Origin of the sequence: Hymenobacter terrestris, from assembly GCF_013377905.1 — a bacterium.
GTDB classification, from domain to species: domain Bacteria; phylum Bacteroidota; class Bacteroidia; order Cytophagales; family Hymenobacteraceae; genus Hymenobacter; species Hymenobacter terrestris.
Window position 1 is genome coordinate 90,918 of record NZ_JABKAV010000003.1, and the last position, 12,727, is coordinate 103,644.

14 protein-coding genes are annotated in these 12,727 nt (G+C 61.2%); 4 read left to right on the forward strand and 10 right to left on the reverse strand.

Features of this window, described 5'->3' with window-relative positions; all coding sequences use genetic code 11:
* Positions 1–124: 124 nt before the first annotated feature.
* Positions 125–1,342 carry an NAD(P)-dependent oxidoreductase gene (locus HW556_RS01995; RefSeq protein WP_176897484.1) on the forward strand — a complete coding sequence of 406 codons (1,218 nt, stop codon included), beginning with the start codon at positions 125–127 and terminating at the stop codon, positions 1,340–1,342.
* Between the two features lie 232 nt (positions 1,343–1,574).
* Here HW556_RS01995 and HW556_RS02000 read toward each other — a convergent pair whose 3' ends face one another.
* From HW556_RS02000 to HW556_RS02030, 7 genes are all read right to left on the reverse strand, one after another.
* Positions 1,575–2,405 carry a DUF1206 domain-containing protein gene (locus tag HW556_RS02000; RefSeq protein ID WP_176897485.1) on the reverse strand — a complete coding sequence of 277 codons (831 nt, stop codon included), beginning with the start codon at positions 2,403–2,405 and terminating at the stop codon, positions 1,575–1,577.
* A 139-nt stretch (positions 2,406–2,544) separates the two neighbouring features.
* Positions 2,545–3,120 carry a DNA-binding protein gene (locus tag HW556_RS02005; RefSeq protein ID WP_176897486.1) on the reverse strand — a complete coding sequence of 192 codons (576 nt, stop codon included), beginning with the start codon at positions 3,118–3,120 and terminating at the stop codon, positions 2,545–2,547.
* 214 nt (positions 3,121–3,334) lie between these two features.
* Positions 3,335–3,787: a BLUF domain-containing protein gene (locus tag HW556_RS02010; RefSeq protein WP_176897488.1), complete on the reverse strand. Its 453-nt coding sequence runs from the start codon at positions 3,785–3,787 to the stop codon at positions 3,335–3,337.
* Positions 3,788–3,943: 156 nt separating this feature from the next.
* Positions 3,944–4,162, reverse strand: coding sequence for a CsbD family protein (locus tag HW556_RS02015; protein ID WP_176897490.1), 219 nt, complete (start codon positions 4,160–4,162; stop codon positions 3,944–3,946).
* Positions 4,163–4,237: 75 nt separating this feature from the next.
* Positions 4,238–4,954, reverse strand: coding sequence for a hypothetical protein (locus tag HW556_RS02020; protein WP_176897492.1), 717 nt, complete (start codon positions 4,952–4,954; stop codon positions 4,238–4,240).
* A gap of 81 nt (positions 4,955–5,035) precedes the next feature.
* The gene (locus tag HW556_RS02025; protein WP_176897494.1) at positions 5,036–5,752 is read right to left on the reverse strand and encodes a hypothetical protein; all 717 of its coding nucleotides are present in this window, start codon (positions 5,750–5,752) and stop codon (positions 5,036–5,038) included.
* Positions 5,753–5,801: 49 nt separating this feature from the next.
* The gene (locus HW556_RS02030) at positions 5,802–6,542 is read right to left on the reverse strand and encodes a hypothetical protein (protein WP_176897496.1); all 741 of its coding nucleotides are present in this window, start codon (positions 6,540–6,542) and stop codon (positions 5,802–5,804) included.
* 172 nt (positions 6,543–6,714) lie between these two features.
* On the opposite strand from HW556_RS02030, the gene HW556_RS02035 reads away from it, so the two are divergent.
* On the forward strand, positions 6,715–8,250 hold the full coding sequence (locus HW556_RS02035; protein WP_176897498.1) for a hypothetical protein: 1,536 nt from the start codon (positions 6,715–6,717) through the stop codon (positions 8,248–8,250).
* A 148-nt stretch (positions 8,251–8,398) separates the two neighbouring features.
* On the opposite strand, the gene HW556_RS02040 is transcribed toward HW556_RS02035, so the two are convergent.
* Complete coding sequence (locus tag HW556_RS02040) at positions 8,399–8,719, reverse strand: hypothetical protein (RefSeq protein ID WP_176897499.1); 321 nt, start codon at positions 8,717–8,719, stop codon at positions 8,399–8,401.
* Positions 8,720–8,839: 120 nt separating this feature from the next.
* A complete protein-coding gene (locus HW556_RS02045) occupies positions 8,840–9,424 on the reverse strand; it encodes a carboxypeptidase-like regulatory domain-containing protein (protein ID WP_176897501.1) in 585 nt (194 codons plus the stop codon).
* A gap of 296 nt (positions 9,425–9,720) precedes the next feature.
* Here HW556_RS02045 and HW556_RS02050 point away from each other — a divergent pair, with 296 nt between their 5' ends.
* Positions 9,721–10,116 (forward strand): DUF6799 domain-containing protein, encoded by a 396-nt coding sequence (locus tag HW556_RS02050; RefSeq protein WP_176897503.1) that lies wholly within the window; start codon positions 9,721–9,723, stop codon positions 10,114–10,116.
* 18 nt (positions 10,117–10,134) lie between these two features.
* Here the strand turns inward: HW556_RS02050 and HW556_RS02055 are convergent, their stop codons facing one another.
* The gene (locus HW556_RS02055) at positions 10,135–12,156 is read right to left on the reverse strand and encodes a WG repeat-containing protein (protein ID WP_176897505.1); all 2,022 of its coding nucleotides are present in this window, start codon (positions 12,154–12,156) and stop codon (positions 10,135–10,137) included.
* A 160-nt stretch (positions 12,157–12,316) separates the two neighbouring features.
* Here HW556_RS02055 and HW556_RS02060 point away from each other — a divergent pair, with 160 nt between their 5' ends.
* On the forward strand, positions 12,317–12,712 hold the full coding sequence (locus HW556_RS02060) for a hypothetical protein (RefSeq protein WP_176897507.1): 396 nt from the start codon (positions 12,317–12,319) through the stop codon (positions 12,710–12,712).
* Positions 12,713–12,727: the final 15 nt, after the last annotated feature.

Consider the following 12,727-nt stretch of genomic DNA (forward strand, 5'->3'; position numbering starts at 1 on the left):
CTACTGCCGCCCGGCCGCCGCCGAAAGTGGTTTGGAGGGCGCGGGAAATAAATCCGGCAACCAGCCCGGCCGCTGCCTCCTAAAACGGGCTTGCTACCTTTGGGTTCCACTCTCCCCCACCTGTATGCCCACCCTTACCATCGGCCTGCTGCGCGAAGGCAAAACCCCGCCCGACAAGCGCGTGCCGCTCACGCCCAAGAAGTGCATCGAGGCCCAGGACCAGTTTCCGGGCCTGACGATAGTGGCCCAGCAGAGCGAAGTCCGGGCGTTTGCCGACCAGGAGTACCGCGACGTGGGCCTGGAGGTGCGCCCCAGTGTAGCCGATTGCGACGTGCTGATGGGCGTGAAGGAAGTGCCGGTGGCCGAGCTGCTGCCCAACAAAACCTACTGCTTCTTCTCCCACACCATCAAGAAGCAGCCGGCCAACCGCGAGCTGCTGCGCCAGGTGCTGGCGCGTAACATCACCCTCATCGACTATGAAGTGCTGACCGATGAGGAGAGCGGGCGCATTGTGGCCTTTGGGCGCTGGGCCGGCATTGTGGGGGCCTACAACGGCCTGCTCACCTACGGCCGCAAGCATGGCCTGTTCCAGCTCAAGCCCGCCTACGAGTGCGTGGATATGGAGGATATGCAGGAGGAGTTTTTCAAGGTGAAAAAGTTGCCGCCCATTAAAATGGTGGTAACCGGCACCGGCCGCGTGGCCCAGGGCGCCGTGGAGGTGCTGGAGCTGATGGGCATCCGGCGGGTAAGCGTGTACGACTACCTCTACCTCGATTTCAATGAGCCGGTGTACACCCAGCTGCGTAGCTCCGATTACAACTGCCGCCGCGACGGCCGCGTGTGGGACACGCCCGATTTCCACCGCCACCCCGAGCAGTACGAAAGCACGTTTCACAACTTCCTGCCCGTAACCGACCTGTTGATTGCCTGCGCCTACTGGCACCCCCAGGCCCCGCGCCTGTTCGCCGAGGAGGACACGCGCCGCCCCGATTTCCGCATCAACACCATTGCCGACGTTACCTGCGACATCGACGGCTCGGTGCCCACCACCCACCGCAGCACCACCATTCAGGAGCCCGCCTACGACTACAACCCCGCCACCGGCGAGCTGCACGCGGCTTATTCAGCGCCGGAGCATATCACCGTAATGGCCGTTGATAACCTGCCCTGCGAGCTGCCCCGCAACGCCTCGCGCGACTTCGCCCGCCAACTCATCTCCCACGTGCTGCCTCATCTGTTGGCCACCGGTGGGCCCGACGAGGTGATTGAGCGCGCGACTATTGCCCGCGGCGGCCAGCTCCTGCCCCGCTACCAGTACCTGGCCGACTACGTAGCCGATTAGGTACGCTTCTCGGTTAAGGCAAGCGCGTCATCCGGCTCAGGCCGGATGACGCGCTTGTTTTGAAGCTATATAGGAGGATGCATGTTATACCCAGATTGTCATACTGAGCTTGCCGAAGTATCTCTACCGCTTCGTTGTAATCGTTGAGCGAAGAGTGGTAGAGATGCTTCGGCAAGCTTAGCATGACGGCCTTTTGACTTATTGAACAGATTTGTTCACCAGAGTAATAGCGCTATACCTTCAGGACCGGGTATTTGGCCTGTACCAGCATGTGGAGGCCGTAAGCCATCAGGCCCAGGGCCACTATGCCCAGCACTACCGGCCCCATACTGGCCAGCAGATCGAACGCCTCATCGGTGCTACCAACGGCCGTGGCACGCGACTGTTGGCCAGCCTGAATGAAGAAGTAGCCGATAATGCCTAATACAACACCCCGGGCCGTGTAGCCTATCTGTCCGAGCCGGTACACGGTGTTCTGCTGGCCGCCCGGAATGTCGCTGCTCTGCACATGCTTGTGGAACTTACCGGAATAGGCTTGGTAAAACTGGTAGAAACCAACGCCGATAGTGACTGCGCCTACCAGCATAACGATCCAGTCGCCGCCGGGCCAGGCCAACACCCGGGCCGTGAGGGTTTGCTGGGTGTCGCCGCCGCTGTCGGCCGAGCCGCTTAGGGCCAGCTTGGCGGCGTACCAAGCCAGACTGGTGTACAGCAGGCCGCTTGCCGCATAGCCCACGCGTCGCGCTATACCGGCACTATCACTGCCTTTGTCTTCGGTGTCACGCACTGCCTGCACCATCCGCCACACAATGTAAGCCAACAGGCCCAGCGCAATCAAGCCCAGCAGTACCGGGCCGCCGGGCAGGCCCTGTAACGTCTGAACGGCCTGTTTCTTGTCGGCTGTCTGGCCTTCCTGCTGTCCGGTGGCCGCCAACAGCGCCAGCAGGCCCATCAGTCCATAAACGGCGCCTTTAGCGGCGAATCCTACGCGAGCCAGCGTCCGCAGGCCCCCCGATGGGGCATTGGTAGGTAGCGTATTTGAGAGTGTATCGGAAAGGGTCATGAGTTAGCTGCTTGCTGAGATTGAAATGGCCATAGTGCCGTTGCCGGAGCAGAAAAAACGATAAAGCCTGCCGGGCGCAGCGCAGCCGGGCAAACCGCCCGCCCGCGCCCGCCTACCCGACCTCTTACGGCAGAAAACGCTAAAAGGTGGCCCGGCGGCTGTTGTTCAGCAAGCCATCGGGCCGGTATACACTTACACCCGGATGGGCCAGGGCCGCGTTGCCGGGTATATCGAGCGTAAGCAGGGGCTTGCCGCGCACCATGGTGTCGGCCATCAGCTGCGCCAGGTTGCCGCCGGGGTCCATGTAAGGAATGAAAAAGTCGTCGGCCATATCGGCCAGCAGCAGGTTGCGGATGGTCGCCGTTTCAAGGCTTACAGCACTCACCTCCGGCTCGAAGGGCGTGATGAACAGCAAATATCCCCGCTTTAAATCGGCTTCGTGCTCAAAAGCGGTGTTTGGCTGAATGCCCCGCCCCAGCACGTACAGGATGGGCTGCTCGGTGCCTTGGCGCAGAAAATGATAAACCGTCTGCTCCAGTCGCGAATGAAACCCCGATGCAATACAGCGCTGCTGCTGCCGCTGCTCCATGGCCCAGCGGTAGGTTTCGCGCTCAATGGCTGCCGGGTAAGCGCGAGAACACAGAAACACCGTTTTGGGCAACGCCAGCAGGGCCGGGCTACCAAGGGTGCGCAGTTCTTCCGGCAGCGTCAGCATGTAGAAAAATTTTACCTTTTGTTATTGATAAAGTTAAATAAAATATTGATAAAATCATTATAAATGAATTATCTATTGGACACTACCGCACCTTGCCAAGTTTCGAAGCTTCTTACAAACCCGAAAGAAAGTCGTACTGCGACTATGCGGACACCAGGTGAGGCGTGACGTTTTGGTTGGTACCAGACACTTTTCCAAACAGCTTCTTCATGGGCTAGGAGGCTGCCGCGCTATCCGGATCGGAGGAAGGTGAGGTACCAAAAACAGCATCACGCACCATGTTCAATACCAGCGCATCCGACATGCTAAGCGACGCTGGATTCTGACTTACCTCGCTCGGTAGGAAGAAGCCTTCGAGATGAGCAAAACCCACCTCATCTAAGGGGTGAAAGGCCATCGACCATTCCGCGAAGCTGCGCTGCGTAATGGTTTTGTGAACCATTTTAACCACATTAACATGCCGCGTATCGCTGCTTATTTCTTCGTAAAGTGGCTCCACCACGTCAGCCTCTCCCTCCAGAATCTGAGCAATATGGCCATTGCTGTAAAGCAACATTCCCGTAATGCCACGCGCAGTATTATACTGCCGGTATTTGTCAAGCATAGCCCGTAATTCAAGGTCATCAATATCCTGCGCGGCTACGCTCATATAAACAAGATGGATCATGGGGATAGAACCAATAGAGGCAGACCTTTTTACGTGTCGCCTGTAGATGGGTTTAACAAGACAGGTTCCTTTACTATGTTGCGCCTGAGCGCATACACAACCGCCCGATACTCTTGAGGAGTACCGGGCGGCGTGAAGTAACTCTATCGGGAAAGTTTAGAACGTGCGCTGGAACCAGTGCTTGATGTCGTCCATCGTTTCGCCGGTTTTCTGCTGCAGATTGCCAAGCCACTCGTCCTGCTTACCTTCCTCGTAGTCGAGGTCGTCGTCGGTGAGGTTGCCCCACTTCTGCTTGGTTTGGCCTTTAATTTCGTTCCAGTTGCCGCGGGCGCGGAGCTCGGTGCTGTCGTCGATGCCGTTGTTATTAGCGTCCATGATAGTAGGGTTAGGGTGGAAGATAACTGCTTTACGCGTTAGCGTGCAGCAAAGTTGACATACAGGGCATGAATGCTAAAAGTGTGTAGTCGAACCCAATAAGATAAGGAACAGGATAGAACCAAAGACTGCCAGCGTTCCGGCACCTACCCCCAAACCTGCGGCGGCCTTGCCCAGCTTGCGGTTATGAGCCTGCCGGCGGTAGCCGTCGTAGTAGGCTGGATCGTTGAGCAGGTCGGGCTGGGGAGCATTCAGGTTATAGCGCTTAGGTGGTGTAAGGGCAATAGCGCCGCCCACCACCGGCCCGCCATAGAAGGTCGTTACTGTAGCGGCGAAAGTGCCCCAAAACACGCCCTTGTCGGGCTTATAATATTTCCGGCTATCTTGGCGGCCCAGGGCGGTGCGCTGCGCCGTGCTCAGGCCTACTAGGCTGGTGCCGGGCGCCGACGCCGAAACTGCCCGAAGTACTTCCCGCGTGCCATTGGCAAACCGAACCATGAATACGTCGGTGGCGGCCAGCTGCATTGTATCGGCGGCCGTGGCTTGGCCGAGCGAGTCGGTGGCGGGCGGTAGGGGCAGGTAGCGCACCAGCTGGGGGGTAATGCGCAGTACCCGGGCCGGCAATTCGTCGCCGTTGGTGCGCACAATAACATCGGTGGCAGCGCCGGTAGCCAGCGTCACTACCGGCGCTGCCGCCGAGTCGGTCACGACGGCCGGGGTCTGCTGGGCCTGGCTTTGGCCGGCCCCCAATAAGGCGGTTACAGTCAGCAGGGAAAAGAGTAGCGTACGCATGGTTTCTTCAAATGAGAGCTTGGTGTCTGTAATACCTGTGCGCCGCCATGGCACTGGTCTGGGCCTTGGTTAAGGGTAACTTTAATACATATTCAAAAAGCTGCCGCTAAGCACAGTGCTGCTGACTACTGCGAGTACAAGCATGAGGCTTGCCGCGCCGAGCCCAACGCCCAGAAAGGCTTTCCCTGCTTTGCGGCTTTTAGCCTGCTGTTGGTAACCATTATAGTAGTTAGGGTCTTGAAGCAGAACCGGAGCGGGGGCCTGCAGGCTGAGGTGCGACGGCGGACTGAGGGCCACCGCGCTACCCACCACCAACCCAGCAGGCCCGGCGGCGGCCGTGCTGGCAAAAGTGCCCCAAAACACGCCTTTCGCGGGCCGGTAGTAGCGGCGACTGTCCTGGCGGCCTAACTCGTGGCGCTGCGTAGCACTTAAACCCACCAGCGAAGAAACTTCGGCAGCAAAACCTTTCGCCGACTGAAACAGCCCTCTGGTACCATTGGCGTAGCGAATCATGAATACGTCGGCAACGGCTAGCTGCAGCGTATCGGGAGCAATGGGAGGCGCATCGGTGGCGGGCAGCGGCAGGTAGCGTACTACCTGCGGTGTAACGCCTAACACCCGGGCCGGCAACTCGTCGCCGTTGATGCGCACAATAACATCGGTGGCAGTACCCAGGGCAGGGGGCGCGGCCTGTACTGCGGCCGAATCGGCTACGGCAACCGGGGGCTGCTGGGCCTGGGCCCGGCTGGCTCCCAGCAGGGCCCAAGTAATCAGCAGCAGGCAGAATAAGGTGCGCATAGCCTCCGCAGACAGGAAAAGAAGAGAAATGGTGAAAACGCCCGCGCCCTTAGCGGCGGCGGTAGTTGAAGCCCAGCAGCAAGCTAAACCGCACGCCGCCGTTGCCGGGTACCACAGCTAGGTTTACCGGAAAATTAACGTCCTCTACCTTAAATGAAGTGCCGATAGCCAGGGCAATGTTGGCGCCGGCCGGCGTTATGTTAGGCCCCAGGCCGAACTCGAAGCCCTTGGGCCCGCGGATACCAACCAGCGCGTTCAGGCTGGGGATGAATTTGCCCTGTTCCAGCCCGCCAATCAGCGGTACTACTTCAACCAACCCCGCCAACCCCGAGGAAAGCCGGAAGATGCGCGTTTCGAACTGCCAGCCAAACTGCGTGAGAAAGGGGTTAAGGCGAAAGTCCTCGCGGGCCTTGTCAGCCGCTCCGCCCGTGAGCACCGTGAAGCCGATGCGTGGCCCGCTAAGGTTAACGGTGGGGTCAATCAGGAGCTCGTCGCCGGGTACCGCGGGGCCAGCCGGGGGCACGGCCGGCAGTTGCCGCGCTCCGCCGGGCGTGCCGAACACCTCCTTGGTGCCGTTGGCGTAGCGAATCATGAAAACGTCGGTTTTACGCACCGTAATCAGTGGTCCGTCGGGGTTGTCGGTGCGGCGGTAGGTTACGCCGGTGGGCGAAATCTCCACCACTTTCACGGCAATTTCTTCGCCCGATTGCTTGGTAAGCATGTCTTGGGCTTGGGCAGTGAAGGCCGAAATCAGCAGCAGGAGCAGTAAGCTAAGTAAACGTGGGAGCATGGCAGTAGGGCTTAGGGTGAAATTCTCCGGAAAGATGCCAATTCGTCCACGCTTAGTTGCAACCAAGATGTTCTATATTTAGACCCGCTGCGCAACTGTATTTGAAGAGAATATACTTGTAAATCAGTGGTTTATAGTAATATATTCAGACTTTACAATACCCTGCCTGCTCATGGACGACCTGCGCACCACGCTTGCTACCTTCTCGCCCGACGACCACAAGGAGTTCCGGCAGTTTATTCAGCGCCAGCGCCGCAAGCAAAACGGCCGCATGGATGTGCGCCTTTACGAGCTGCTGACCCAGTCGCGCGAGTACACTACCCCCGAGCTGCTGGCCCGCCTCTACCCCGACGAGCCCAACGCCGTGGCCTACTATGCCCTGCGTAAGCGCCTGCTACGCCACCTGCTCGACTTCCTGCTGCTGCGCCAGCACCAGCAAGACCCGACGGCGGCGGCTTCGGTGCGTGGGCTGCTCACGCTGGCTCAGTACCTGTTCGAGGCCGGCATCGATCGGCTGGCCTGGAGCACGCTGCACAAGGCCGAAAAGCTGGCTCGCACCAACGAGCAGTACGAGCAGCTCAATGCCGTGTACAACCTGCAGATTGCCCGCGCCCATAGCCCCCACGCCGATCCGCTCGACGACATCATCCGGCAGCGCAACCTCAACAAAAAGGACGCCGACGAGGAGGAACGGGCCAACATTGCCGACAGCCTCATCCGGCAGCGCCTGCGCCAGGCCCGCATAAAGGGCCGGGCCGCCGAGTCGTTTGACGAGATTCTGCAGCAGGTGCTGCGCGAGTACGATTTGCAGGAAGCCTTTGCCCGCCGGCCCGCGCTGCTGCTGCGGCTCATGTCCATCACCCGCGCGGCCATGCTTGTGCGCCGCGACTACGCCTCGTTTGCGCCCTTCGTAATGCGCTGCTACCAGCTGATGGAGAAACGCCACGGCTTCCGGCCGGCCCACCGCGAGGCCCAGCTGGGGCTGCTGCTGATGATTGCCCACGCCCTGTACCGCACCCGCCGCTTCACCGAATCGGTGGAGTACCTGGAGCGGCTGCGGGTGCTGCTGGAGGCCGGTCCGCGCCTGCTGCGGGCGGCTATGTGGCCGCGCTACACCTTTTTGCTGGCCGCCAACTACGCCTTTCTGCGCCGCAATTCCGAGAGCATCTGCCTGCTCGAACAGGTGCTGCGCCTGCCGCTCAGCCCCCGCGAAGAGCTCACGGCCCGCCTGGGCCTGGGCTTCCATTACTTCGCCGAAGGCCAGTTTCAGAAAGCCAACCAGACGCTGCAGGCCATTGGGCGCACCGACCACTACTGCGAGCAGGAAATGGGCGTCGAGTGGGTTATCAACCGCGGCATGGGCGAAATGCTGATTCAGTTCGAGCTAGGCAACGCCGACCTGGCCCACAACCGCCTGCGGGCCATCGAGCGGCTGCTGAAGGAGCGGTTCGGGGCCGGTGGCGGCGGTTACGCGGCCGTATTGCACTACCTGCAGCTGGTGGGCGAGCTTATCGACGATCCGGCTACCGCCCGCTGCCCCGCCTTCGCCGAGCGCCTGCTCCACATTCCCTCGTTCGTGTCGGTGGAGCAGGAAGATTTGCAGGCCCTGAGCTTCTTCAGCTGGCTTCGCTCGCAGACCACGGGCCAGCCCTACTACAGCGTGCTGCTGGAGCTGGCCAACGCCCCCGAATCAGAAGTGCGGGTGTAGAAACCGGCCGTACTGTGCCAAGCAAAAAGAACCTTATCCCGCTGAGGCGGCCGTAAAATAGCTCGTCTCAGTTTGATAAGGTCCTTTGTTTTGCGTCGGCCGGGCAGGCGGTTTGTCCCGCGCTGCCAGCTAAGCGGTACGCTCGTTTCTAGTTGCTGCGGGTAGCGGCGTTGATTTCGGCTTTGGCTTCGCCGGCGGCGGCATCCATTTTGCTGTCGGCTTTGTCGGCAGCCGCTTTGGTTTCGGCAGCGGCTTCTTCGGCGGCGGCTTCGGTGTTGGCGGCGGCATTCTCGGCCGTAGCTTCAACTACCTGACCAGTATTTTCGAGAGCGTCGTCGGTCGCTACAGCAGCGTTTTCGGCGGCAGCTTCGGTGTTGGCTTCGGCATTCTCCTGGCTCTGCTCGGTGCAGGAAGCAGCGGAGAACGTAACGGCAGCGGCAACGAAGAGGGTTTTGAACAGGGTTTTCATCGGAATAGAAATCAAAGGTGAGGAAATGAATGCCGACAGCCTGTCGGACAGGGCTTTATAAGAGCGACCGGGAAAAGGTAACCCGCCGGACTATCCGGGCCGCGTTCTGGGGCAGGGGGCTTAAGGCAGCGGGCGGCGCAAAAATCTTACGGTATCGGCCCCCCAGCGCAGCCGCAGCTGGTCGGGCAAGGCGGGCAGCTGCCGGAAGCCCCAACTAGTGCCCGCCGGAACGCTTCGGCCGAGACGCGGTACCAGCCGCACAACAAAAGCCGAAGGTTGCGCCGGCCAAGCTTGTTGCCAAACATCAAATCCTATAGCAGTTACCTCAACCAACTGGCCCCGTGAAGGCGTGGTAAATGGCAGTGTTGCGCGGCCTCTGCTGTCGGCGGAGACACCACTCAGCACCTTGCCGGCGGCGTCGCGCAACAGCACGGTGGCCCCTTCCACCGGCTGCAGCGAATCGGCCCCAAAACCACCCCTGATGTGAAAGGTAAGTACTAACGAATCGGGCCCGTCCCCCAGCAGCCGTTGCCGGCCCCTGCTCCGCGCTGCCGATTGTTGGCCCTCGAAGCGTAACTGCAGCCACTGCCCCCGTTGCCGGTACGTTCCGGCTCCTTGCTTCCCCATCTCCATCGCGTCCTCGTGCTGGTAATAGTCAAACTGCTGGTCAGGATATAGCACGAGTTGCTTGCTGGAAAACAGCATGACACGGGGGCCAGCCGTTTCCTGATAATTGCCGGGTAGCAGGGGGCTGTGGCTTGCGCAGGCACTAAGGCTACTAAAGAACAGTAATAGAATGATTCGTAGCGGGTTCATAAGCGGGTGGAGATTGACGACGAATGAATTTTCCTTAATCTGATGCCAGGCGAGCTAACAGTGCACACGCGGCGCCGTAATTTTTTGGTTGATATACGCCAAGTTCCGCTTGATACCGCCGATTTCAACTCCGGCTCGGCTCTGCCGTATGGAAGGTCCCTGGCCCTTCATCGTTCCTGTTGCCTATGCGTTTCTGCCTGCTCCTGCTCGCCTGCTTTCTACTGCTGCCTAACCTGGCGGCCGCCCAGGCCAACGACGGTTTCCAGCGACGCGACGGCACCATGTTCATAGTGCGCAACGGCGAGCTCAGGCCCATGTCCCGCGATGTGCAGCTGCCCAACGGCCGTCGCGTGACGCGCGACGGCTGGGTGGTGGAGCGCGACGGCCGCCGCACCGAGCTGCGCGACGGCCAGGGCTGCACCATGCTCGGCGAGGCCGCCCGCACCGAATCTGATAGTCGTGGCCGCTTGGTACTGCATGGCCCCGGTAACACCCAGCCGGGGCCCTCCGGATTCTGGTCGGGTAAAAAGTGGAAAAGCAAAGGCAAGGGCAAGCACAAGCGTAAGCGCGATGACGATTAGCCCGGCCTTATGCCGGCCTTACTTCTCCACTTCCTGCCCCTGGCGGTCGATAAAAAAGGTGCGGCCGTTCTGTCTCACCTGCGCCCGGGCCTGGTCATCGAAATCGGTGGCGCTGGCGTAGCGGCCGAACGGGGCGCTGCCGGCGGTGGTGTCGGCCAGATAGTCGGGGCCGATGAAGGTGAAGTAGCCACCTGTTTTCACGCGGGCCAGTTTCTGATCGAAGGAGTAGGCTTCCTGAAAAACAACGGGTACCGCCGGCTCCTCGGGCCCCTGAATGTAGTGCCAGCCCTGGCCGGTGAGCACGGCCGCATACCCCTCCGAGAAGTCGCGGGCGGCGTAGTAAAATGCGCTGAATTCCTCGCCGTCTTCGTTTAAAAACGTGTAGAGCCCGCCGGCCCGGGCCCGGGCGTAGCCGTCGGCGTAGGGGTACAGGGCATCGTAGGCGGGCTTGATAACCTCCGTCCCGTCGGCGGCCACGAACCCGGATACCCCTTCCTGCTCCACTACCGCCCGCCCCTCCCGAAACTCGCCGATACGGGCGTAGCGGGCGGGCATCAGCGTGTCGCCGTTGGGCCGTAGAAGGCCATACTGCCCGTTCTGCTCGAACGGCACCGGTTCTTCGGGGCCGCAGCGGGTTATGCCCAGCGCCAGAAGAAGGGCCGCACCACCGGCCAGCGCCCCGTAGCGGGTGCGGGCCGGCAGGGCTGCCAGCCGCTCCCCGATAGTGGCCCGCGACTCCTCCAGCAACCGTTTCCAGTCAACGGCCCGCGCCCGGGCCAAATAGCCGGCCCAAATACCCGGCTGGCGGACCGGCAGAATTGCGGCAACGGGTGGCGGCAGCTGCGGTGAGGGCGTGGGTGCCCCGCTACCCGTTGGTGGCCTGGGTTCTGCCGGGGTAGGGCTGGCAGCCGCAGTTCCGGCCGGGGCCGTAGCCAGCTGCCCGATGAGCTGTTCGAGCTGCCCGATTTTCAGGCCCAGCTCCTGGTTGCGGGCTTCCAGGTCGGTTCGGTGGCGGTCAATGGAGGCTTCCAAGGCCTGTTTCTCCTGCCGTTCGGCGCTCAGGCGGGCGGCCAGTTGTGGCGCGTCGGGGGCAACCGGGGCCGCCTGCAGCTGCTGCTGCAACTCCGTCATGCGTTGCTCGCGGGCGGTTTCGCGCGCTTCGAGGGCGCTTAGCTGCTGCTGCACGTCCTGCTGCATCTGCTGGCGCAGGGCCTCCAGCTCCTGTTTTTCCTGGTAATGCGCGTCGATTTCGATTTCGTAGCCGGTAGAGGTGCGGTCAAGCTCGGCCACATCTTCGGCCCCCAGCCACCGCCACAGCTGTCCGGCCCACTTGCCCAGCTGCTCGCTGGGGCCAGCCGGCTCCGTTTCCCGGACTCCGTAACCCGCTGGTGGCCCGGCCTGCTCAGTCGTTTCGGCCAGCACGGCGGCGCCGCCAGTTAGCCCTTCCACGCCCGTAAGCAGGGCGGCTACCTGCTCGAAATCGGTGGGTGTGAGGTCGATTTCGGGCGAGGCCAACTGGGCCAGGCGGCGCGTAAACCGGCTAGGGTCGGGCAGCAAATGAAAGGTGGAGGCGGCTGGCACAGCTCCCATACGAGCCTCTACGGTGGGCCCGAACTGCACGGGTGCGCTGAACAGTACCAGCCCGGTGATGAAGTGCAGGTTAGCTGCTTCAGGCGGCAGATGTGGCCCCAGCAGCGCCATCAAGGCACTTCGCTGCCGTTCGAAGCGGGCAAAGGGGTTATCGGCCTCGTCGGCTTCGGGAGTCGGCAACTCTAGCGGCATACCATCGAGGTACCAGGGCCCGGTGCGCAGGTCGGGCAGTTCCAGTTCGCCGCCAGCGGGCAGCAGCAGCACTATGGTGAGGCTGCGGGGGCGCAGTAGCAGAGCGTCAATTGGCGCCTCGCCGGTTGGCAGCGACACCTGGCCCAGCAGCAGCGTGGGCGGCGCTCCGGCTTCGGTTGCCAGCGCGGCGGCTACGGCCTCGAACTGCTGCTGACGAATGGATGAGGAAAACGGGGAGGATTGGTACTGATGCAGCATGAACAAGCGGTTTGGCCGCAACTTTCCGGCCTAAACAGGCCAGCGCAAAGGTAGGGTACGCAGGCTGTCACCGTCCGGATGCGCCAACTTTTCGGGCCGCGGGCAAGTATAGCCGGGTAGTTCACCTGTCTCGATTCCTTCCTCTTTTCTATATTTTCCTATGGATTCCACCGCCTCCACTCCCGCCAATCAGCCCACCCCAACTATCCCGCTCACCGTTACCGACGAGCAGAATTCGGCCCTGCTCACCGATACCCTCCACCTGCTCGGCACAAAGTCGCCCAACCCTAAGCAGGCGCTGGCCGAAATTGAGCGCTGGATTGAAGTGCTGAAAGTAACTGAGCGCACCGGCCTGGCCAAAATAACCCAGGAGCTACAGCTGGTGCATAAGCAGTTATCCTCGGCCGACACCGATACCCACGATTTGGCCGAAACCCTGGCTTCGCTGGGCATTGAAACCAGCAAGGTGGCCGAAGAAACCTCCAATGACTATGCCACGCCGCTGGCTCAGCTCGGCAAAACCCTGATGAAGCTCGGCTCGCAGTTGTCAAAGTAAAAACCCACTCATTCT